Below are 23,570 nucleotides of genomic sequence, written 5' to 3'. Positions count from 1 at the left end.
AATTCACTTCACTCCTTTATCTTGCCCACTCAGGCACGCGGATGGCCCGGCAAATCCAGCGCATCCCATAGCTCATCAACCCGCTGGCGCACATCATCGTTCATGACAATCGGGCGGCCCCATTCACGATCCGTTTCGCCCGGCCATTTATTGGTCGCATCTAGCCCCATTTTGGAGCCTAGACCAGAGACGGGAGAAGCAAAATCAAGATAATCAATCGGGGTGTTATCAACCATCACGGTATCTCGAGCGGGGTCCATTCGAGTCGTAATCGCCCAAATCACATCCTGCCAGTCGCGAGTATTGACATCCTCGTCCACCACAATCACAAACTTGGTGTACATAAACTGACGCAAAAAGCTCCAAACCCCCATCATCACTCGCTTGGCATGACCGGCGTATTGCTTGCGCATACTGACAACTGCCATGCGGTAAGAACAGCCTTCAGGCGGCAAGTAAAAATCCACGATTTCCGGAAACTGCTTTTGCAAAATCGGCACAAAAACTTCGTTTAAAGCCACTCCGAGTACAGCCGGTTCATCCGGCGGCCGCCCCGTGTAAGTGCTGTGATAAATGGCATCCTGACGCCGCGTAATCCGCTCAACAGTGAATACCGGAAACTCATCCACTTCATTGTAATAACCGGTGTGATCCCCAAAGGGGCCTTCGGGTGCGACTTCTCCCGGTTCGATATACCCTTCTAGGACAATTTCAGCGGATGCCGGCACTCGAAGCTCATTCCCGAGGCATTTCACCAATTCAGTGCGACTGCCACGTAACAAGCCGGCAAACGCGTATTCAGACAAGGTATCCGGCACCGGCGTCACCGCACCCAAAATAGTCGCGGGATCCGCTCCCAGGGCGACACTGACCGGAAAGCGCTCACCCGGATGGTCGCGACACCACTGCTGAAAATCCAGTGCGCCGCCCCGGTGAGCTAGCCAACGCATAATCAACTGATTACGGCCGAGTAATTGCTGACGATAAATGCCCAGATTCTCACGCCCGCCTTCCTGGCCCTGAGTCACCACCAACGCCCAAGTCACCAAGGGAGCCGCATCTTCTGGCCAGCAATGCATGATCGGTAAACGGGTCAAATCAACCGCGTCACCTTCTTCAACCACTTCCTGACAGGGCGCCTTGCGGACCACTTTGGGCCCCATCGAGAGGGCCTTTTTGAAGATAGGTAACTTTTCCCAAGCGTCCTTCAAGCCTTTGGGCGGATCAGGCTCTTTCAAGAAGGCCAGCAATTTGCCAATCTCTCTTAATGACGACACCTCTTCTTCACCCATCCCCATCGCCACACGCTCAGGCGTCCCAAAGAGATTGATCAGAACTGGCGTATCATGTCCTTTAGGGTTTTCAAACAGAATGGCCGGGCCGCCAGCCCGGAGGACACGGTCACCAATCTCCGTCATTTCCAGGTGTGGATCGACCTCCTGGGTGACGCGCTTGAGCAAGCCACGCGCTTCAAGCTGAGCCATGAAGTCGCGTAAATCCTTGTACTTCATACTGTTTTTGCCCCCTAAAATGCAAGAAAGGGGCAAGCGTATGCCTGCCCCTTACCTAGGTTGCCTTCACCAGCACAACCGGGTCATTTAAACCAAGCGGGTACTCATGAGTGCCCGCTTTATCAGACCACCGCGTTATTTACGCTTCATCGCCTCAAAGAACTCGATATTCGTCTTCGTATCTTTGAGCCTTTCGGTCAGGAATTCAGTCGCAGCGACATCATCCATGGGGTTGAGGAGCTTACGCAAGATCCACATCCGTTGAAGCTCTTCTTCAGTCGCCAGCAAATCTTCACGGCGAGTCCCTGAGCGACGAATATTAATGGCGGGATAAACCCGTTTCTCCGCAATGCGGCGATCCAAGTGCACTTCCATATTACCGGTGCCTTTGAATTCTTCATAGATAACTTCATCCATTTTAGAACCCGTATCCACCAGCGCGGTTGCGATAATCGTCAGGCTACCGCCTTCTTCGATATTACGCGCAGCCCCAAAGAAGCGTTTGGGTTTTTCTAAAGCATGCGCATCCACACCGCCGGTGAGCACTTTACCGGAGGAAGGTTGCACGGTGTTGTAAGCACGCGCCAAGCGAGTAATGGAATCCAGCAAGATGACCACATCTTTTTTGTGCTCAACCAGACGCTTGGCTTTTTCGATAACCATTTCAGCGACCTGAACGTGACGAGCGGGCGGCTCATCAAATGTCGAAGCAACGACTTCGCCACGCACCGTCCGTGACATCTCGGTCACCTCCTCCGGGCGCTCGTCAATCAGCAGGACAATCAGGTGACATTCAGGATTGTTACGCGTGATGCTGTTGGCAATATTCTGCAGCATCAGCGTTTTACCGGCTTTAGGCGGCGAGACTAATAAACCACGCTGCCCTTTACCAATCGGCGAAACCAGATCAATAACGCGCGCCGTTAAATCCTCACTGGAGCCATTACCGATCTCCATCGCCAAGCGTTTCTGCGGAAACAGTGGCGTTAAGTTTTCAAATAGGATTTTATGCTTGGCGTTTTCGGGTCGATCAAAGTTGATTGAATCAACTTTCAGTAGGGCAAAGTAGCGTTCGCCATCTTTGGGGGGGCGAATTTTACCAGAGAGGGTATCGCCTTTACGTAGATTGAAACGACGGATCTGAGAGGGGGAAACGTAGATGTCGTCCGGGCCTGCCAGGTATGAAGAGTCCGCCGAACGCAGGAAACCGAAGCCGTCCTGGAGAATTTCCAGCACCCCATCTCCGTATATGTCTTCACCGCTTTTGGCGTGCTTTTTTAGGATGGCAAAAATGATATCTTGCTTACGAGATCGGGCAACATGTTCAATGCCCATGTCCGCAGCAATGCTCATCAGCTCCGGGACGGATTTCTGCTTGAGTTCGGTAAGATTCATGGATTCTGTTCGGATATAGTACGTGTCATGATTCCGTACATACTGAAAGTCCGGTCCGTGTACGGTATGTAAAAGTTAATCGCACAGCTGCAATGATGACTGAATAGGTCCGATAAGACTGTACCGGATCAGATCGATACCGCTCAACTAAAAGGGTGTCGATAAAGCAGCGGACCAGTGCGTGATGACGGCATTTGGCAAGGGAGCCGAAAATTTTTGAGCTTCGGCTGAACGTAAGATACTCTGAAATGGACCGGCATTGCAATGCCCCGACGCATATCCATGCTATAGATCAGGATAAAACGACGGGGCAGCCGCCTTATAGGCAGCTTTCGATGAATTCTTTCAGCTGGCTTTTAGACAAGGCGCCCACTTTAGTCGCCTCAACATTACCACCTTTAAAGATCATCAACGTCGGAATGCCACGAATACCAAATTTAGCTGGCGTTTCAGAATGATCATCAATATTCAGCTTACAAACTTTCAAGCGATCGCCATATTCGGCAGCGGCTTCTTCCAATACTGGGGCGATCATTTTACAAGGGCCACACCACTCAGCCCAATAATCAACTAACACGGGGCTTTCGGATTTCAGAACCTCGTCCTCGAAGGTTGAGTCGGTGACCGCGTGGATATTCTCACTCATTAGGCATTCTCCAAAAGCAAAATGGCTCAGTTGACCGTTATACTAGCACTCCAGAACCGACACCAAAAGAATTGTTCAGGTATGCCGATATAGCACTATTCTCTGAACGTTGCCGTCAAAGGATCTTTCATGAGCGATACCCCCCCCGCTTCACCCCATTCAGATGGCGCCTTGATGGCGGCAGTGGATCTGGGCTCCAATAGTTTTCACCTACAGCTGGCCCGGCAAAGCCAAAACGAAATCCGGCTCATCGAACATTTGGGTGAAAAAGTGCAATTAGCCGCAGGGCTGAATGAGGAGCATTACTTATCCGAAGACGCTCAACAGCGCGGGCTGGATTGTCTCAGACGTTTTGCCCCTTTTTTAACGGGACTTGCCCCTGAACATATCCGTGTAGTCGGCACCAATGCACTAAGAGCCGCGCATAACCGCGATGAGTTTGCCCGCCGTGCCGAAGAAGTGCTCGGCGTACCGCTAGAGATCATTGCCGGACGAGAAGAAGCCCGTCTGATTTACTTGGGGGCCGCCCATACCAACCCGGCCACAGAAGGCCCGATATTGATTGCCGATATCGGGGGTGGAAGTACCGAGTTTGTGATTGGCGAACATTTTGAGCCACGTCTGATGGAAAGCCTGCATATGGGCTGTGTGAGTTATACCGAACGCTTCTTCCCGGATGGCGAAGCCACTGCTCGGCGTTATGAAGAGGCACGCTTAGCCGCCCTGGGAGAGCTACAGAACATACGTAAGACTTACCAGCGTCATGGCTGGACCAAAGCCATGGGCAGCTCGGGCACCATCAAAACCGTTGCCAACATCATTGGCCAGGGGCAACCTGAGATCATCACCCGCGATGGTTTGATGAAGCTGGAAAAACAGCTGTTAAAGCAGAAAAATGCACAATGCTGGATCGGCAAAGGCATGAAGCCGGATCGCGCTCGCGTAATGCCTGCGGGGCTGGCTATTCTCTCAGCGATTTTTGAAGCGCTGAAGATTGAGTCTATGCACTACTCATCCGGCGCCCTGCGCGAGGGACTACTCTATGAAATGCTAGGAGACCCCAGCGAACTCGATGTCCGCGAAAGAACCATTAAAGCGCTGGCTGAACGTTATGGCGTCGATAACGAGCAGGCACAGCATGTTCGACTGGCGGCCCTGCAAGGCTTCGATCAAGTCAAAACCGCCTGGGGTCTTGATGAGAGTAACCTGCGCCGAAAACTGGAGTGGGCAGCCCAACTCCATGAAATTGGGCTCGCGGTCGCTCATACGCAGTATCACAAGCACGGCGCTTATCTCGCACAGTACAGCGATCTGGCCGGTTTCAGTCAGGTCCAGCAACAAATACTATCCGTACTGATTCGAGCGCATCGGCGTAAGTTTCCTGTTAATGAGCTCAGTCGCCTATCAGAGAAACAACAACCGAGTATTCGGGCCCTGGCCATCCTCCTGCGCTTAGCCGTTTTGCTACATCACAGCCGTCCGGAAACCCCTTTTCTTGATTTCCAGTTGAATGTTGCAGAAAGCCAAGTCGATATCGTCTTCCCGGAAGGCTGGCTCATTGACCAACCCCTGGTTCAAGCCGACCTGCAGCAAGAGCAGCGCTATCTAAAACAAGCCAATATTGAATTCACCTGGGGATAATCATTCTGGGCATGCGTTTGAATCCTGAACCGTTAGCCCTCAACGCCCGTTGAAGCCTGCACGGATGTTAAGTATTACATCCAGTGCTGGCTATTGGCCAAAAACGTCACCATCAACGAATGCACCAACGATTCATCAGAAGCTTTCAGCGCTTGCTCTAAAGCCAAGGCTTGATCACTCAACGAAATAGCGCCGACACCCGCGAGCATGCTGATTAAATCATGCGCGTTGCGCTCCATTTGCTTCCAATCTCGTTGAGACCAAGCCTCTTGTAGCCACTGAAAACGCTCTGCAAGCGTTTGCTGTTGCAACGCTTTAAAGGTTTCCAGTTCATCCTCATCAAGATAGTTTGCATACTCATGCCATATCGCTGAGGGTGGCGGAACTTGCGCGTTGTCGATATCTGCTAGCTCTGACGAACCTAACGGTGAGGATTTCAATGTTTGATACAATAACGACAGTCGTAATGGTTTAGCCACCAAGCCATCCATTCCCGCTTCAAGACATTGCGCTCTCATCGGCTGCGTATAGCTGGCAGTTAGTGCTAACAAGTGACGGGGTTGCAGCGCCTTGGGCAATGCACGGATCTGTCGCGTCACCTCAAAGCCATCCATACCCGGCATTTGAATATCCAATAAAACAACATCAAACAAGGGAGCGGCTGGCAGGTGACAAGTATCCGAAACCGGTGCAGACAGTCGAAACTGTTGTAGCGCTTGCTCTCCCCCCGAGACAGCAATAACATCATGCCCTTCGTGGCTAAGCAACTGAGTCAGCACCTCACGGTTCATCGCCACGTCTTCGACCAGTAAAATACGTAGAGAGGGACGCTGCCACACATTATCTGAAGCCACCGCCCTGACTTCAGGTAAAGAAACCGAAAAATAGAAACGAGTCCCTTCGCCGGGCTGACTCTTCAGCGATAACGTACCGGACATAGCTTCGACTAAACGTCGGCATATCGATAAGCCTAACCCTGCCCCACCATGCTGCCGGCCATGACTTTGGTCCAGCTGCTCAAAAGGTTGAAAAATGATCGCCTGCTGGTCGACTGAAATGCCTGGCCCTTGGTCCTCAACCCAACAATTTAAAACGACGTTCCGAGCACGCTCACGCTGACACTCAACCCCGATGGTAATCGTACCCCGCTCAGCATAACGGGTCGCATTCACAACAAGATTATTGAAAACCCGCTGCAGGGCAGAAGCATCTCCCCATAAGGCTTCTGGTAATGTGCCTTGTATCATTAAGACAAGTTCAAGCCCCCGATCTGCCGCCACAGGCTTCATCAGATTATAGACCTCAGACACCAATTGCTCGGGGTTAAAAATCGCAGGCATTAAGATCGGTTGGCCTGCCTCGGCCCGTGATAAATCCAACACATCATCAATTAAGCGTAAGAGTTGATCACCCGCCGAATCTAACGTGTTGACTAGCTCGTAAGCGGTCTGAGGAAGAGGTTGGCGATTGAGCAATCTCGCGGCCCCCAGTACAGCCGTCATAGGACTGCGCAACTCATGGCTCATGACGGCCAAGAAATTAGTTTTGGCCTCGCTGGCCGCTTCAGCCCTTTGTCGAGCTTGATCAAGCTGCTGAGTACGCTCGGCAATCGCATCTTCCAATGCTTCTAATGACTGCTGTTTAAGTTCAAGTGCTTGCTCCAGCGCTGCTTCTTTTTCAGCCTCCAGTAACCGATGCTGGTCTGCAAAAGAAGCGGCCATTAGCGGCACAACCCCCATTAGGCTCCATAGCACCATTTGTTCACTAAAAGGAATCGCAACCCAGCCCAACATAAACAAAATATGGAGCAGTAAGGTCACCCAGACCACGGTCATACTCAACAAAAATAAACGCGCTGGGCGGTAACCTTTAAGCATCACCCACATGGCCGCCACTAATACTAAAGCGCCGTTCATCGGACTCCAGCCTGATAAAAAACGAGAAAGTGTTACATAATCAGTCCAGACCACGGTTGCGACCAGCAATACACCACTGGCGATCAGAGATGTTGTCAACCCATAAGCCATTAAAGGGGCATAGCGGCGAACATGAAGAAAATTACGAACAAATGCCACCAGCCCAATATTAGTGCATACGATCGAAAATAAAATAATGCGAATATTCCACTGGCCAGGAAAGGGCCCCCACCATAATTGTAAGTAACCATTGTAAGCAGCCGAAGTCACCGCAAAAGAAAACAGAAAACTAGAAAACTGCCAATAAGTTGATTTTTTTAATAAAACACTGACGATTAAATAATAAATCGCAATACCAATGAACAGACCGTAGAGCCCTCCCTGAAGCAGCGCACCTTGGTCATGCTTGGCAATATAAGAAAGTGGCTGCCATAACGTAATGGGTAACGCGATGGCGGTAAGAGATTCTACTTTGATATAAAAAGTGCGAGAGTGGTTTGGCGTTATATTAAGCTCAAAAAGATGGTCTCGATGGTGCGATGAAATCTCATCTAAATAGTCCAACCCTTGCCTTTTTTCATACCAGCGGCCTTGCTCATCTTGCTGATACAGGGTGACAGATTGAAGGCGCACCGTCCCCACCGACAACCACCAACGAGACTGGGCATTCATATTGTAAATTGTTAAGCGCACCCACACCGGTTGCCGGGTAAAACCAAAGTTCAAAACACCTTGCTGAACCGGAACAAAAGGCGCTGTTTTAACGTCATTCAATGATTGTGGCGGCGCCGACAACACATTGAGAGGCAAATACTCCAATGCGGTATCGGCAGGGAGCTGAGTGGCATCATGCTCTGGAATAACCAGGGGTTGGGCGAACACATATTGAGCAGCAGCACACCCCAAAAAAGTCAGTATGCTTCGATACCACCATCTCATGGACTATGGACCAATCGATACCCTACGCTGGGAACAGTCAATAAATGGACTGGCTGGGCAGGCACGTCTTCGATTTTTTTGCGCAAACGCGAAATCAAAACATCCACACTACGAGGATTACCACTATCCACATCTCGCGCAATAACATCCAACAGCTGCTGGCGAGAGAGCGGTCTTTCATTAGCGTTTAGCAATGTATCTAAGAGCTCAAACTCACCCCGCGTTAATGTCACCCCTCCATGTTGCTCATGTTTCAATGAACGGCTATTCATATCTAACACCCAGCCCCCAAACTGGCGGAGTGCAGCTTGTCGTTGCACTTGCTGTAAAATTCTTTGCACTCGATGAAGAAACTCGCCGGGATGAAATGGTTTAATTAAATAATCACAGGCCCCCGCTTCAAACCCTTCCAAACGAGCCTGTGCAGCGCCGCGCGCCGTCATCATCAGGATTTTTGAGTCATCAAGATGCCCAAAACGCTGCGCCAATGCTAAACCATCCCCATCAGGCAAACCTAAGTCTAATAAAATCAATTGATAACGTTGAGCTAACAATCGTTTTTCAGCTTCTTTATAAGTACTGACGGACTCAACTTGTAATCCTTCTTTCTTTAATAGCCGAGCACACAAATAACATAAAGCCACATCATCTTCGACCAACAATACCTTTACCGGCATTTCCATGTTTCTTTCTCTCACTCATCATGCCAACCATAGAACAGCTCTCAACCTCGGGAATGCCCGACAACAAGGGCTCACCGATGAAAAGGCCAATATCAATGGGGTCACCTGATTTATTTTTATTAATAGCAGCGCTCTTATGGCAATCTTAATCACTTCATTGATGATACCCGCTCTTCAAGCTGCCAGTACCCAAACCCTGTATGTTAAATAATTAGTCAGCAATTGAAGGTCAAATGAATATTGACGAGGCCAACGCAATCAAAAATCAAGGCACGAAATAATTTATCAGATCCAAGGGCTAACTTCTGTTAACAAAGGTCAGCAGGCCTAATTCAATTAAGCCTGCCCTATGCGTTCAATACGTAAAAACAATTCACTCCGCAACGCGGTGCTTAGAAAAAGTATCCAAAGCTGACGATGAAATCCCAATTTCAGAAGTGACATCGCCAACTAAGGTATCGAGTACCCAACCATGAGTACCGCCTAGCGGTGTACTTGAAGCGGCGATATTAGCCTTAGTGGTCCAGTAAAGCCCCTCCAATAATTCATGGCCAGCCTCCCCTTGGGCCACATTCTCACCATAAATCAAAATATCACCTGATGACTTTAGTGCCTGACCAATGCGATGCAGCGGTTCTACGTAACGAATTAAAGAGTCCTGGTTAAGCACCGTATTGCCTAAGTAGAGGCAGCCAGAAGAGCCGTTCGCCATTAAATGAATCGTATCTAGCTGGCGGTGGCCTGCCAGATAGTCGGCCATACGGTGAATACCATCCATCCCAGCCCATAAACGAACCACTTCAGCACCCGGCTCAATCCCATTAATTAATGTCTGGGCATCCGCAATCGCCGCATCGATAAAGTAAACACGCGTCATGCTCAAGGTTTCATAATGACCAGAAAGCACCGCAGGACTACGGTCAATCCAATGACTCAGGTTCATAGCATCTTCCAGATCTCAATGAGATCATTACAAAACAATGATTCATATTTAATGAATCATTGTCCGGAAAGCCTGTTAACACACTATAAATACAAAGAAAGTCCACGTAATCTTATGAAATGGTGTATTTACAATGAATCTAAAGAAGCGCAAAACCAACATCAATCGGTCAGCGTAAACCAGTCAAAATGATCGTGACCGTGATGCGTTTCATCAAACGGCATAGGCGGCTCAACCCAGCGGCCTGGGGCCCCTAGATCAACAATTTGGCCATTGGCCTCACCATCCCCATCAAACTCGCCGCCATCCATAATTGAAAAAGTCAACATCAAATGGTCGTCGAATTTCACCATATCGCCTCCCATCGCTTCACTGGCCAGATTCACCCATTCGCCTTGAGCATCCTGTTTCCAGTAACCGTCAACACCCAAATCATCATTAACCACAAGCTGAAAGTTAGCCACTTGTCCGGTTAATACCACCGCCTTGAAGGTCAACATACCCATGGGCATTTTCATACTGGTCGGTAGATCATGCAGCGCATCCTGCTGCATGACATCTTGCAACATATTTCCCTCGTCTGTGGATAACGAGACATAGGTGGCAGGTGCATTATTCGGCTGACTGATAGGCATTGGGGTCTCAAGAAAGACCAATGAGGTCACCGAGGCCTGTTCAACATCAGGAATATTATCGCCATTATCACCATCGTTAGGCTGCGGCTCTGGGTCAGGCCGTGGAGCTGGATCGGGATCAGTCCCCGGGGTCGGGTGTGGGTTGGGGTTAGTATCTGGATCAGGCCGTGGCGCTGGACCGGAATCAATCCCCGGGGTCGGCTGCGGGTCAGGGGTAGTATCGGGGGTCGGCTGTGAGTCGGGATCCGCAATATTAAACACAGTCAGACGATTATTGGCCACATCAGCAACCTGATCCCGTGCGACCATGAAACCTGACGCCGCTTTAACACTATAAGCGGTACTGTCTTGTGCGACAGTGCCATTTTGATTTAAAAATGCGATGACTTCCTTCTGATCACTAGCCGACAAAGTCAAAGTGAATGATGTACTACTTTTAATATTGACATCACTCGTATTCATTAAAGTGAAATCATGACCATTATCACCGACTAACGTAATCTTTGAGGCATCGACATCCAGTTGATCATCAACATGAAGAAATCCAGAGCCGACCACATCTAATTGGCCTGTTTTTACATCATACCGGGCCGATTCAATTGCCGGCTGAGGAACATTAACAGCCTCCAGAGACGCCTTGCCTGAGGTGCCAGGTCGAGCCAAAATAACGCCTTGTTGCCACTCGATTTGATAGGCCGTGTCATCAAAAGCACTGTCGCCAGAACGGTCAAACAAATCTCGCAATGCTTGCTGATCCTGATCCGATAATGAGAGTTGGAAACGTTGATCAGACATCAGTTCGACATCGGCAGTGTCGGTCAAGGTATATCGCTCCCCCCCAGCCCCCACCAACGCCAACAAACTTGTATCGATATCCGCAGCTGACATGTCAGCAACAAAGCCGCTCCCATCAACTGAAAGCAACCCTGTCGCCATATCATAATGGAAGCCTGAAAAGACGACAGGGGCCACATCCGTCACCTCGAAAGTGTTCACCGCGGCATCACTGATCCAGTCTCGCACGGGCATAAACCCAGCCCCTGCCGATAACTGGTAGGGCGTACCATCAAAGGCTTTCAGACCATTTTCATTCAGTAACCGACTGACCGCCGCCCGGTCTTGATCAGATAACTGCACACTAAAATGCTGGGGATCAGTCAACGCCACATCAGAGGAGTCAGACAAGGTGTAAGCGCGTCCATTAGCGCCAGTAATGGTGAGATAGCTCACATTAATATCAGAGCCATCCGCCTGCGCCATAAAATCGTGGCCAGTGACCGTCAGCAAACCGCTGGCCGTTGAATAGTTCACCTCAACCATATCCGCAACGGGGACTTGCCCAACGGTGACCGAGGACGTCCCTGAGGCCCCGGGACGTGCCGTCATAAAGCCCGTCGATAGCTCAACTTGATAAGCCGTCGCATCATGGGCTTGAGTGCCTGACTGATCCCAAATCGCACGAAGGGCTTGCTGATCCTGATCCGATAATGAGAGCTGAAAACGTTGCTCAGACATCAATTCAACATCGGCGGTATCGCTCAAGGTATATCGCTCACCCCCAGTCCCGATCAGCGTAATACTTTGAGCATCGATATCATCAGCATTGGGATCAACAGCAAAACCACGACCGCTGATCGTTAATGTACCGCTCTCCATGTTGTAAGCCGCCTCCGTCACATCGACAGGAGAGATGCCTGAAACCGTCACAGGGCTACTCGTACTCGGGGCGCTGATGGATACCTTAGGCAAAGGCGTATTGAAACCTTCGGCAAAATGCAGTTGATAAGCCGAATCATCAAAGGCCGCAACACCATTTTGGTTCATTAACGCAGTTAAGGCCGCTTGATCAGCCGATGAAAGTTGTAAGCTAAATTGCTGGTCAGAACTGAGCTCGCCACTAGATGCTTTTGTGAGCGTATAGGACTTGCCTCCTTGCCCCACTAACGTGATTTTTGAAGCATCAATGTCGTCCCCATTTGACTGGCTGGCAAAATAGCGCCCCTCGACTGTCAAAATCCCGCTATCAGCGTCGTAACGTGCACTCTCGAACTGAGGAACAGGGGTTACCTTAAGGTAATCCAACAACCAACGAATACCGTACTCACTATTTTCAAAATTAGGATTAACTTGCTCCATAGTGAGCGTCTGAAAGGGTTGATCAAATGAAGCCCTCTTATGAGAGGACGAAGTTTTGTAAAAACTCGTCTTATCTTCACCTGCGTCAGTTTGATAGAGAAATGTCGTCCCACCGTAAGACCCATCTTTGAGGCGGATTACCCGGATAAATAAATCATTCAGCACCACCGGTTGATCAAACTGCACCTCGATCAGACTGTTTTTGGCCTTAGCAGCCTCCATTGCAAACATACCGCCCTTAAAACTGACGCTAGGAATGCCCGGCGCCGTAACACGCATCGTCAGGCCGTCATGAGTTTCAACTGCGGTCTTACCCTCTATACTGGCTTTATCAAACGTGAAGTGAATATCGGTAGAAGCAAGGGCATGAGGATAATGCGAAAAGCGCGAGACCATCACATCAACGTCTTGTGAGGGCACGCCATGGCGAATATTCAACCACCACCCCTTTTGTGGACTTAATGTCCGGGCAGAAGCGGCGATATGAGCAATGCCAGAAATACGCGCCAGCTGTTTTAAAAATTGTTGACCTTTCTCCCCTTGGGCCAGACGACAACTGAAAAGCGCCAAAGACCCCCGGTGTCCTAAATACTGACCGATGCGCAGCCACAAGCTTTGGTCACGCATCAGCGCTTGGGTGTTGATATGCTGACCACCCAATTGAAAAGCGCCAGGCTCTCCATGAGCAATGAGGGCCACCGCGTCGGGTTGAGGATGAGTCGCCATATACTCAACCATCGTATCCAATGCACGCGCCCCATAAGGCAGTCGTACACCGATATCGCCTGGCTGCATTTGGGCTAACAACTGGCTCGAATCGTCGACTCCGGCATCAATAAAATAAACTCGTCGGAAAGAACGATAACGATTGACTACAACAGTGCTCTCACCCCAATCAGCTTTCATCATGACCCCGGCCCACATTTCACTTAAAAAGCATTACAAATACATTATTATGAGTACCGGGTGTTAACCTGAGAATAACGAGCCGCATCTAGATGTAAAATAACCGACAAAGTCACTGTAAAAAGCCTGTATATCGTCACTCACCATTCCATGCCAAACCTCATCAACCCGCCCCAGGTGACCTCATCAACCTGACCTAATAAAAAAGCGCCATCCCTCGGGACAGCGCTTTTTTATAGCCAACACGTCAAATCACTTCACCCATCATGGCAACAAAAGATGCCATGATGGGCGGTTGGAGGATTTTATTCCTGCTGCCCTTCCGGACGCATCGCTGGGAATAAGAGCACATCCCGAATCGACGGGCTGTCGGTGAAATACATCACCAACCGATCAATCCCAATCCCTTCACCGGCTGTCGGCGGCATCCCGTATTCCAGTGCCCTGACATAGTCGGCATCAAAATACATCGCTTCATCGTCACCGGCTTCTTTTTCTGCCACTTGGGCCAAGAAGCGATCACGCTGATCTTCCGCGTCGTTCAGCTCTGAGAAGCCATTGGCGATTTCACGCCCGCCCATAAAGAACTCAAAACGGTCAGTAAAGAAGGGGTCATCATCACTACGACGCGCCAGCGGGCTGACCTCAGCCGGATAACGCGTGATAAAGGTGGGCTGGCGCAGTTGATGCTCAGCCACTTCCTCAAAGATTTCAGTCTGGACTTTGCCCAGTCCCCAGCTTGGTTTGACGCTAATCCCAAGCGATTCAGCCAAGGCACGCGCTTCATTCAAATCGTCTAACTGTGCCAGCGTGATGTTGTCGCCATAACGCACGATCGCATCGCGCATGGTGAGCACATCGAAAGGTTTGCCCAGGTCAAGCGTTTCGCCCTGATAAGAGAGCGCCGTAGTCCCCAGTACCTCTTCGGCAACGCTACGCAACAGCTCTTCGGTCAAGCGAATCAAATCGCGATAATCCACATAAGCCCAATAGAATTCCAACATTGTGAATTCGGGGTTATGGCGTGTGGATAAACCTTCATTACGGAAGTTACGGTTAATTTCGAAAACCTGTTCGAAACCGCCCACCACCAAACGCTTCAGATAAAGCTCCGGCGCCACGCGCAGGTACATGTCCTGGTCCAGCGCATTGTGATGGGTCACAAAAGGCCGAGCCGTCGCCCCACCCGGAATCGGATGCAGCATTGGCGTTTCGACTTCCATGAAGCCGCGATTGATTAAGAAGCGGCGGATCGCGGCCACAATACCGGCCCGAACTTGGAAAGTCCGGCGGCTTTCAGGGGTCACAATCAAGTCAACGTAACGTTGACGGTAGCGCATTTCTTGATCAGACAACCCATGAAACTTATCGGGCAGAGGACGCAAGCTCTTGGTCAGTAACTCGCAATCTTCAATGTGTACGTACAAGTCGCCTTTACCGGATTTATGGACCGGCCCTTCAGCCCAGACGATATCACCGAGATCCCAGCTTTTAATATCCGCACGCATCGCCTCGGGCAAGCCCTTGCGATCCACATACAGCTGGATTTGGCCACTCATATCTTGAATCACGATAAAAGGACCGCGCATCCGTAGGATACGTCCGGCCACACTGGCGCGACGGTTCTTGGTTTCCAGTGTGGGCTTATCAAAGTCACCCAGCTCGGCCTGCAGCTCTGCAGCCAAACTATCTCGGCGACGTTGATTAGGGAAAGCCTGCCCTTGCTCGCGGCGCTCGCTTAACTTAGTGCGGCGCTCAGCGATCAGGCGGTTTTCGTCCTGGTGGGCATCATCTTGATGGGACATGGCGCTACCTGGAATAAGAAAACGGTTAAAGAAAGACCCACCTCAGCGGGCCATGAAATCAGCACGCGCCCTAAGCTCGTTTATCGATGAGGCTTAGGGCAGCGCGATATATGGCACAGAAACAACATGGAACAAACAACAGCATTGACTCAACAGCGGTCTTGGATGAACTACAGACCTTGCTTCAAACTGGCTTCAATAAACTGATCCAGATCGCCATCCAGCACTTTATCGCAATTACTGGATTGAACCCCTGTACGTAAATCTTTAATGCGCTGATCATCCAAAACATAAGATCGAATCTGACTCCCCCACCCAATGTCGGCCTTGGAGTCTTCAGCTTCCTGCTTCGCAGCATTGCGCTTGTCCATCTCATACTCCCACAACTTCGCCTTCAACTGCTTCATAGCAAAATCGCGGTTCGCATGTTGTGAACGCTGGTTCTGACACGCCACCACAATGCCTGTGGGTTCGTGAGTAATCCTGACGGCAGAATCGGTCGTATTAACGTGCTGACCACCCGCGCCACTGGATCGGTAAGTATCAACGCGCAAATCGGATGGATTAATATCCACCTCAAAGCTGTCATCAATCTCAGGCGATAAGAAAATAGAAGCGAATGACGTATGGCGACGGCCACCTGAGTCAAACGGGCTTTTACGAACTAAGCGGTGTACGCCCGTTTCTGTTCGTAGCCAACCAAACGCATATTCACCCTGAATATGAATGGTCGCCGACTTAATCCCCGCCACTTCTCCCGCCGACAATTCGACGATTTCCGCTTTAAAGCCATGATGCTCAGCCCAACGCAAATACATGCGCAGCAGCATGTTAGCCCAATCCTGTGCCTCTGTACCGCCAGACCCTGCTTGAACATCCAGATAAGCATTATTGGCATCCATCTCACCGGAAAACATCCGACGGAATTCCAGCTTATCTAATACCGCTTGTAGCCGGCTCACTTCTGCATCGACTTCGGCGACGGCCTCGTCATCTTGCTCCTCAGCAGCCATCTCCAACAACTCATCCGCATCATTGAGCCCATTGGATAACTCATCCAGGCTTTTCACGACCGTATCCAACTGCGCCATTTCTTTATTCAGCGCCTGGGCACGTTCGGGATTATTCCAGACATCGGGTTGTTCTAGCTCGCGAGAGACTTCTTCTAGCCGATCCTTACGTTCGGCATAGTCAAAGATACCCCCTCAGGACCTCTGCCCGCTCGGACAGCTCCTTGATCAGATGCTTAATCGGATTGATTTCCAACATGATAATGTTATTCACTCGGTCAGGATATTCGCCCCGAAATAGACCATGCCACGTGCTTCATCATTGTCGGTTAGGCGCAAGCCCGCTTGGGCCAGACTCCGCATCCACGACAAGGACTTCACGCTGCATCAGCTCAATCGGGAATAAATTCAGACACATTGGCAAGCCAATGCCAAAGGGCCATTATTGTAGCCAACCCAGGCGCTATCGTCACCCACCTCACGACAGCCTGACTTGAACATTGCCGCTATTTCTGCAATAAGCTGTTGCAAAAAAACGCCATTTGACAGGCTGTTTTCACGCCTAATTACCCTACACTGGCAAGCAAGAAGGCTCCGAATTCGAGAGTCCATCGCAGGCAACTTGCCATTTGATTTGTAAGGAGACCACGGCCTGATGGAAATAGAGGTTCACAGCCGCCCCGACTACCTGGAACTCACCATGGGACCAGTACAGGCGCAGATTGGTCATGCCCAAGGCCCGACGTTACGTGAAAACCTGGACCGCTCATTACGCAATGCACTCAAAGATCCATTAAGTCGTAAAGAGGGCCAACTCGAGCACCTCCAACAGTTAACTTTCCTGCTGGAGCTCATGTTATGGCTTGACGATGAGCAAGCACGCCAAGTGGTCATTCAAATGGAATATTCGCAGCTGGTGCCTTTATGGCGCTTTGCACGCCAGCATCAGCCGGCATTTATTGATCGCCTCAGCACCCTCATGTCACAACGCGCCGTCGAACAACTCGAAGAGAGTGCTGCCCAAAGTGCCCCGATACCCGCTGACCGAGTCATTGAGGCTTTTGAGGCACTACACCCCATGCTGGCGGAGTGCTTGGGCAATGTTATGCCGCCGCTCCCGCCAATGAATTACGATCCCGACGTCGGAGCACAGCAATTTACCGAGCAAGCCGTATGGCTCAAATCGCTCCCAGAGATTCCACCTGAACGACGCCAACAGATCTTTCAATTGCTAGAACCCAGACAGCGCTTACAACTCTGGCAGTTGGCACGCACGCAGCGCTGGTCAAACTATGATCACTGGCTGGAGGAGCAGCTGACACCCGCAGAATATCAACAACTGGAACAACAACTCGACCGCATGCCACCCCAACCACAATGGGTACGAGATCAACTGTGCGAATTGGTGAGTAGCTGGCTGGCACCGGCCCGACATCAACAAAAAGCACAAAGCGATAGCACGGCGCCAAGTAAAGCACTCTTAGATAAAAGCCGACACTTCCTTGATCAACTCGGCAACTTACAAGCCGCCGCGCTACAACAACTGCTCAAGCAATTATCACGTCAACAGCTATTGCACCTGATCGGCGCAACCGGCCAGGTAGAATCCAGGCTGATGCACCAAAAACTCAACATCACCCTGCCCAGCAAACTGTACAAGCAGTTGCGCCAACAGGCCCCCCAAAAACTTAACGATGTCCAGCTGCGCCACTTACTCACCGAATTAAATCAGCTGATTCGCACACAACGCGCCTCTGGAGGTCCCGAATGAGCCTGGATGTTGTCGTACAAAATCAACAACTGATTTTGCAGGATCAAGTGCTCCACATGAACATGAATCTACATGATGGGCTCTTGTTATTGATTGCTCTTGACCAAGCGATGGGAACCGATGAGCAACATATTCGTAAAACGCTGGAGCAGTTCTACCGACAGCTCATGCAAAGTTTGTTATTGCTCCCCCCCAGGCAATTACAAGACTTGCTGCGTGAGGCCAGTCTGGAAACACTGGCTTGCTTACTGAGATTGTTCAAACATCAACCCTTAGAGAAATCGATCCAGCAGCATTTATCTAATCGTCGATTAGAACAGATCCGCGACGAGCCTTTATACGATGGCTTGGATATTCCCAGTATTGATCAATTTAAACAGGCATTGGCCCCGTTTTTTGCCCACGTGCTGAATAAGGCCCGTCAAGGCAACCTGAAACTCAGAGATCCTGAAGGGGTGTATTTTTAAACGGGCATAGAGCACCATATGGATTGATATCAGTATTGATAGAGAGCCGACCCTAAGCCGTGTGGGCCGGTTCCGCGTGACGAACAATCAGCTGGATAGAGGATCGACCTCGCCAAGTATTACGATCCAAGCTATAGGCCACCCGAATCGTATCGCCTAAGCCAAAGCGTAATCGCGCCCCCGGATAGGGCAGTGCACGAAACCAAATGGCATTGAACATATCCCCATCCAAGCTCAAATCGAGCTTAATATGAGTTCCTTCGTGGCCGACACTGCGCAAATTTTCGACGATGAAATTGCCTTCGAACACCGGCGCCTCAAATTCTCGCCCATAAGGCTCTAGCGCGGCCAGCTGATCTAAAGTGGCTAAGGTGATGGTGTCGGCGTTCAAGGGCCCGTCAGTCAGCAACACCGGCCCCAAACGTCGACGACCTAACTGGTGACGTACCGCTTGATCCAATGCTTTTTGAAAGCGCGCCAGCTGATGTTGCCAAAGGGTGAGGCCTGCAGCCCCCACATGGCCGCCAAATTTCACTAGAATATCCGGATAAAGCTGATCTACCCGCTGCAACGCATCACGAATATGCACACCGGGAACACTACGGGCAGATCCAACGAGCTGTTTAGGCTCATTGGCGGGCGTCAAGACAACGGTCGGGCGTCCATGGCGCTCCAGCAGTCGCGAAGCCACAATCCCCTGAACACCGCTATGGCCATCATCCAGATAAACCACCAGTGACTGCAACCCCGCCTTGACCTGCTCCGCCGCCGCTTGGCGCGCATCGGCGACCATTTGCTGCTCGACTTGACGACGATCTTGGTTATCACTGTCCAGTACATTCAGATAATGCTGAGCGGTGGCAAGATCCGGCGCCAACATAAAATGTAGCGCGGCATAAGGGTCGGCCATTCGGGATCGCGCATTGATTCTAGGCCCCACCTGAAATGCCAAGGTACCGGCATCAAATTGCTCCGTACGCTCACCCAATAATTGATGTAACGCCTCCCAACAAGGGCGATCAAATCGATTGATCAACGATAAACCTGTACGGATGACCGCCCGGTTGACTCGACTGGCACCCAAAGAGACGCAATCAGCAACAGTACCCAACGCCACATAACTCAGGAGACTGCCCAGCTTAGCGGTGTCAGGCGGCAGCCGTCCGTGATCAATCAACGCTTGGCGTAAAGCCGCCATCAACAACCAGGCCACCATACAACCGGCAATAGTCGCATCGGGATAGTCGCAATCTCGTCGAGTGGGGTTAATCACCGCCAAGGCCGATGCCGGTGGCCCCGCCTCCGGCAAAGCATGGTGATCAGTCACCACGACATCGATACCCGCTGCGTTCAAACGGGCAATACGAGCTTCATCCGATGAGCCACAGTCAGCCGTCACGATGAGTGAAGGACGTACATCATCATCCAGAATACGGGTCACTAATGGATCACTTACCCCATAACCATCATTCAAGCGGTGACCAATCAGGCTATGCAAACGCTCTGCGGGGACCCCAAACCACTCAGTGAGCGCTCGGTAAAACACCACATGCGAGGTAATCCCATCGACATCATAATCCGTGAGGATACCAATCCGCTCCTCCTGCTCAATCGCTTGGATCAAGCGCGCAGTCGCAACCGCTTGATCCGCCAGTAACTGGGGCGGTGGCAGGTATTGCAACGCCGGCGCCACCACACCTGATAACAGCTGTGGGTCCGGCAGTTGCTCCGGGGACAAGCGCCCCGCTAGAACCCGCGCGAGCAGGGGATGAACGCCTTGGGCTTGAGCCGCCTGATACAGGGCCTCATTGAGAGGGCGCCGTTGCAGGGTCAGCGGTTCGCGAAAATCAGAGTCAGTCATTGAGGGTCAGTCATAGAGAATCAGTGCGATGATCGCCTTAAGGCGATCAAAAAGAAACGGAGCGTTCAACGCGCTCCGCCATCATACCATTCGAATCGAGTTGACTACTTTAACATCAGAGACCACTAAATACTGTCACACCCCTTGTCGACATAACGCATGTGGATTCATCTAGGCAGGCCCAAAGTGATCAAGCCCCGCGATCCGGCAGGTCAAGATCCAGCAAATAGGCACTCAGGCTTTTACCATGGGCATCTAACGCCAAAGAGCGCGTCACTCCGCCACCTAACGCTTGTGACATGACAAAGTTCAAAGCACCGAGTTTTGGCAGCTCATAGCGTTTAACTGGGCCATGGACAATATCAGAAAACAAAGCCCCGACCCGCTCTTCACTTAAATGCTGAACCAAAAAATCAAAGTCTTCAGGTTGGTAGGCAATTACAGCGATGTTGGAGATGTTGCCTTTATCTCCGGTTCGCGCATGCGCAATCTCTCTTAGTTTCATCTTGTCACTCTCTCCTTGCCAATCTCTTCGCTTCAACCTGGCTTCACACCGTCAAATAGTTCACTTCAGGCGTCACCAGCTGGCGCGGCAATAAGAGCGATGCCACCGCCAATACCTCACGCACACTCCGACTGGCACCGCCACCACCGGCGGGACCATTGGTATATAACGCCTCAACTTCACGCCCGACACTCGCCGCTACCGCGGGATCATCCGTCCTCACCGCGACCCGCATTCGCACTTCATTGGGTTCAACATCACGGCAGGGGTCCAACAACGCATTATGGCCAATCAAATCACAACGAATATCTTCCGCTTGGATAGACCGCTGCATTAAACGCTGCTGAATAATCTCCAGCGCCAAACGGCCGCGTGCTTGCGCGCCAGGCCCGCCATAAGACATCTGGCCCTCGCCAATGAACCCTTCTCGATACCCCATCGACACTTTCAAAGTCTCTGGTCGCGGATGCCCCGTGGCACCAGAAACCTCAACACGGTCTTCACCTAGCGAGCGCATCGTGACTTGAGAAAAATCCGCCTGCACATCAGGCGTCAAATAACAGGCGGGATCATGAATCTCGTAGAGCAATTGTTCCTTACATGTGGCCAATGTGACCTGACCACCAGAACCAGGGACCTTAGTGATGACCGCCGATCCAGCTTCATTGACCTCAGCAATAGGAAACCCTAGACACGCAAGATTAGACACGTCTTTCATGCCCGGATCAGCGAAATAACCGCCGGTCACTTGACCGGCACACTCGAGTAAATGGCCCACCAGAGTCGCTTGCCCCATGCGATGCCAATCAGACATTGACCATCCGAATTCATAAATCAGCGGTGCTGCAAATAATGCCGGGTCTGCCACCCGACCCGTCAAAATAACATCGGCGCCTGCCGCTAACGCTTCGACAATGGGCGCTGCCCCCAAATAAGCATTGGCTGACACCCATTGTTCATTCAGCTGGCTTGAATCCTCCCCTGTTTCAAGTAAGCGGAAAGACGCTTGCTGAACTTGGCTGAGCACATCATCGCCGGTCACATAAGCAATTTTCAGCCCCGTTAACCCAAGCGACTGGGCGATCTGTTGAGTTTTAATCGCTGCTTGAGCAGGGTTCGCCGCGCCCATATTGGAAATCACGGTAATCCCTTGAGCCTGGCAAATAGGAAGGACCGCTCGCATCCGCTCCTTCAGCAAAGGGTCATACCCCAAAGCAGGATTCTGTTGCCGCGCCTGTTGGGCCAACGCAATCGTCCGCTCAGCCAAACACTCAAAGCCCAAATAGCGAATATTGCCATATCGTGCCAACTCAACCGCCGGTTCAATACGATCCCCTGCATATCCTGCGCCGGACCCAATACGTACCGTCTTCATAACACCTCCTGAGATTGCCCGTCGCTATAGAGGAAATACACCCGTCACCACACAGGTGAGCGTCATGATTACTGAGGCGGCGAACAAAATGGGAATGGTAAAACGTTGATGATCAGCCAAATCCACCCCGACTAACCCAATCAGTAAAAAAGTCGCGGGGGTCAGTGGGCTAACCGGAAAACCGGTGGTCATTTGCCCCATAATCGCCGCTTGCGCCATCTGCACTGGCGGCACTCCCAAGCCACTGCCTGCCTCGGCCAATACGGGTAAGATGCCAAAATAAAAAGAGTCTGGATCAAACAGCAGGCTCATCGGCATGGCTAAGAGGCCCAGAACAAAAGGAAAGTGTGTCGCCATATCCGCAGGAATATGCGCAGCCATGGTATTAGCCATCGCCGATAACATACCGCTTTGTTTCATAATGCCGGTAAAGACCCCTGCAGCCAGCAAGATACTGGCCATCATCAAGGCGGCTCGCGCATGAGCATCAACACGCTCACGCTGTGCTTCGACCGACGGATAGTTAATCAGTAGCGCCAACACGGTGCCCAACATAAAGCAAATTACTGGGGCCAATAGACCCGCCACCATCGTCCCTAATACGGCGACCACCAAGAGCGCATTCAGCCCAATACGCCCAGGCTTACGCAACGCACGCTCATCATCGGAAAGCCAATGTTGGTGATGCTGGGTCGAGAGCTGTTCAGTCAAGCCTAAGCGAACGGCTTCACGATGCCCCAGCCACCAAGCCAACGCATAAACAAACAATAGCCCTGCGATCTGAGCAGAAATCACCGGCGTAAAAATATCCATCACCGGAATATCCAGCGAGGCCGCCGCACGAATGGTGGGGCCTCCCCAAGGCAACGCATTGGCCACACCGGCCGCTGCGGCCACCACTGCCGCCAAAATACGCTTATCCATGTTGAGGCGTTCATAAAGCCCTAACATGGGGGGAATCGTAATCAGAAAGGTGGTCGCACCGGAGCCATCCAAATGCATTAATGACGCGAGCACCGCAGTCCCCAAGACAATGCGTGCAGGCTTGTGGCCCACCATTTTTAATATGCCGTCGATAATGGGGTCCATGAGACCCGCATCCTTCACGATGCCAAAAAATAAAATCGCGAAGACAAACATCCCCACAACGGGGGCAATATTTTTGATTCCCGCCAGCGCGAAATCGGCAGTCTCTAAACCGAAGCCGCCAAGCAGTGCCGCCACAATGGGAATAGTAATCAAGGCCACCATGGCCGATAAACGCTTACTCATAATCGCCACCAGTAAGGTGACAATCGTCATCAAGCCGAGGAATGCCAGCATGACTGATCTCCTGAAATCAGGGGGCTTGCCCCTTTATTGTCATTGTTATTGGTCGGCCTGAAGTGCCCACGACACCGACATCGATCGCGTCCGACCGATCTC

The 23,570-nt window shown here is 51.1% G+C and carries 16 protein-coding genes; 3 read left to right on the top strand and 13 right to left on the bottom strand.

Annotated elements, in window-relative coordinates; all coding sequences use genetic code 11:
• Positions 1-29 precede the first annotated feature (29 nt).
• The 3 genes from ubiD to trxA all read right to left on the bottom strand — a co-directional run bounded on the left by ubiD (position 30) and on the right by trxA (position 3,552).
• Positions 30-1,511, bottom strand: coding sequence for a 4-hydroxy-3-polyprenylbenzoate decarboxylase (gene ubiD, locus BFW38_RS00260; protein WP_068996595.1), 1,482 nt, complete (start codon positions 1,509-1,511; stop codon positions 30-32).
• A 135-nt stretch (positions 1,512-1,646) separates the two neighbouring features.
• On the bottom strand, positions 1,647-2,906 hold the full coding sequence (gene rho / locus BFW38_RS00255; RefSeq protein WP_068996594.1) for a transcription termination factor Rho: 1,260 nt from the start codon (positions 2,904-2,906) through the stop codon (positions 1,647-1,649).
• 319 nt (positions 2,907-3,225) lie between these two features.
• A complete protein-coding gene (trxA, locus tag BFW38_RS00250; protein ID WP_068996593.1) occupies positions 3,226-3,552 on the bottom strand; it encodes a thioredoxin TrxA in 327 nt (108 codons plus the stop codon).
• A gap of 129 nt (positions 3,553-3,681) precedes the next feature.
• Between trxA and BFW38_RS00245 the strand changes: the two genes are divergently transcribed.
• Positions 3,682-5,193, top strand: coding sequence for a Ppx/GppA phosphatase family protein (locus BFW38_RS00245; RefSeq protein WP_068996592.1), 1,512 nt, complete (start codon positions 3,682-3,684; stop codon positions 5,191-5,193).
• 74 nt (positions 5,194-5,267) lie between these two features.
• Here the strand turns inward: BFW38_RS00245 and BFW38_RS00240 are convergent, their stop codons facing one another.
• From BFW38_RS00240 to prfB, 6 genes are all read right to left on the bottom strand, one after another.
• Positions 5,268-8,048: an ATP-binding protein gene (locus tag BFW38_RS00240; protein WP_084004356.1), complete on the bottom strand. Its 2,781-nt coding sequence runs from the start codon at positions 8,046-8,048 to the stop codon at positions 5,268-5,270.
• Positions 8,045-8,731 (bottom strand): response regulator transcription factor, encoded by a 687-nt coding sequence (locus BFW38_RS00235; protein WP_068996590.1) that lies wholly within the window; start codon positions 8,729-8,731, stop codon positions 8,045-8,047. The genes BFW38_RS00240 and BFW38_RS00235 overlap by 4 nt, the downstream gene beginning before the upstream one ends.
• 373 nt (positions 8,732-9,104) lie before the next feature.
• Positions 9,105-9,674 (bottom strand): DUF4347 domain-containing protein, encoded by a 570-nt coding sequence (locus BFW38_RS00230; protein ID WP_068996589.1) that lies wholly within the window; start codon positions 9,672-9,674, stop codon positions 9,105-9,107.
• 161 nt (positions 9,675-9,835) lie between these two features.
• Entirely contained in the window at positions 9,836-13,354 is a 3,519-nt protein-coding gene (locus BFW38_RS00225; RefSeq protein WP_175400905.1) for a DUF4347 domain-containing protein, read from the bottom strand.
• A gap of 302 nt (positions 13,355-13,656) precedes the next feature.
• On the bottom strand, positions 13,657-15,156 hold the full coding sequence (lysS, locus tag BFW38_RS00220) for a lysine--tRNA ligase (protein WP_068996587.1): 1,500 nt from the start codon (positions 15,154-15,156) through the stop codon (positions 13,657-13,659).
• 170 nt (positions 15,157-15,326) lie between these two features.
• Positions 15,327-16,425, bottom strand: a protein-coding gene (gene prfB, locus BFW38_RS00215) for a peptide chain release factor 2 (protein ID WP_139116528.1) whose coding sequence is annotated in 2 segments (ribosomal slippage) — positions 15,327-16,349 and positions 16,351-16,425 — 1,098 coding nt in all. Because the reading frame shifts where the segments join, the coding sequence is not laid out codon by codon here.
• 396 nt (positions 16,426-16,821) lie between these two features.
• Here prfB and BFW38_RS00210 point away from each other — a divergent pair.
• Both BFW38_RS00210 and BFW38_RS00205 read left to right on the top strand, forming a co-directional pair.
• Positions 16,822-17,937: a hypothetical protein gene (locus BFW38_RS00210; RefSeq protein ID WP_068996586.1), complete on the top strand. Its 1,116-nt coding sequence runs from the start codon at positions 16,822-16,824 to the stop codon at positions 17,935-17,937.
• Positions 17,934-18,404 (top strand): FliG C-terminal domain-containing protein, encoded by a 471-nt coding sequence (locus BFW38_RS00205; RefSeq protein WP_068996585.1) that lies wholly within the window; start codon positions 17,934-17,936, stop codon positions 18,402-18,404. The genes BFW38_RS00210 and BFW38_RS00205 overlap by 4 nt, the downstream gene beginning before the upstream one ends.
• A 52-nt stretch (positions 18,405-18,456) precedes the next feature.
• Here the strand turns inward: BFW38_RS00205 and recJ are convergent, their stop codons facing one another.
• The 4 genes from recJ to BFW38_RS00185 all read right to left on the bottom strand — a co-directional run bounded on the left by recJ (position 18,457) and on the right by BFW38_RS00185 (position 23,468).
• The gene (gene recJ / locus BFW38_RS00200) at positions 18,457-20,265 is read right to left on the bottom strand and encodes a single-stranded-DNA-specific exonuclease RecJ (RefSeq protein ID WP_068996584.1); all 1,809 of its coding nucleotides are present in this window, start codon (positions 20,263-20,265) and stop codon (positions 18,457-18,459) included.
• Positions 20,266-20,455: 190 nt separating this feature from the next.
• Positions 20,456-20,770, bottom strand: a complete 315-nt coding sequence (locus tag BFW38_RS00195) for an AtuA-related protein (protein WP_068996583.1) — start codon at positions 20,768-20,770, stop codon at positions 20,456-20,458.
• A 43-nt stretch (positions 20,771-20,813) separates the two neighbouring features.
• Positions 20,814-22,145 carry an acyclic terpene utilization AtuA family protein gene (locus BFW38_RS00190; protein ID WP_068996582.1) on the bottom strand — a complete coding sequence of 444 codons (1,332 nt, stop codon included), beginning with the start codon at positions 22,143-22,145 and terminating at the stop codon, positions 20,814-20,816.
• A 24-nt stretch (positions 22,146-22,169) separates the two neighbouring features.
• Positions 22,170-23,468 carry a CitMHS family transporter gene (locus BFW38_RS00185; protein ID WP_068996581.1) on the bottom strand — a complete coding sequence of 433 codons (1,299 nt, stop codon included), beginning with the start codon at positions 23,466-23,468 and terminating at the stop codon, positions 22,170-22,172.
• Positions 23,469-23,570 lie beyond the last annotated feature (102 nt).

The sequence above is a fragment of the Terasakiispira papahanaumokuakeensis genome (assembly GCF_001709345.1).
In the GTDB taxonomy this organism is placed as follows: domain Bacteria; phylum Pseudomonadota; class Gammaproteobacteria; order Pseudomonadales; family Halomonadaceae; genus Terasakiispira; species Terasakiispira papahanaumokuakeensis.
Note: the sequence above shows the minus strand (reverse complement) of the source record. Positions and strands in the feature narration are given on the sequence as shown.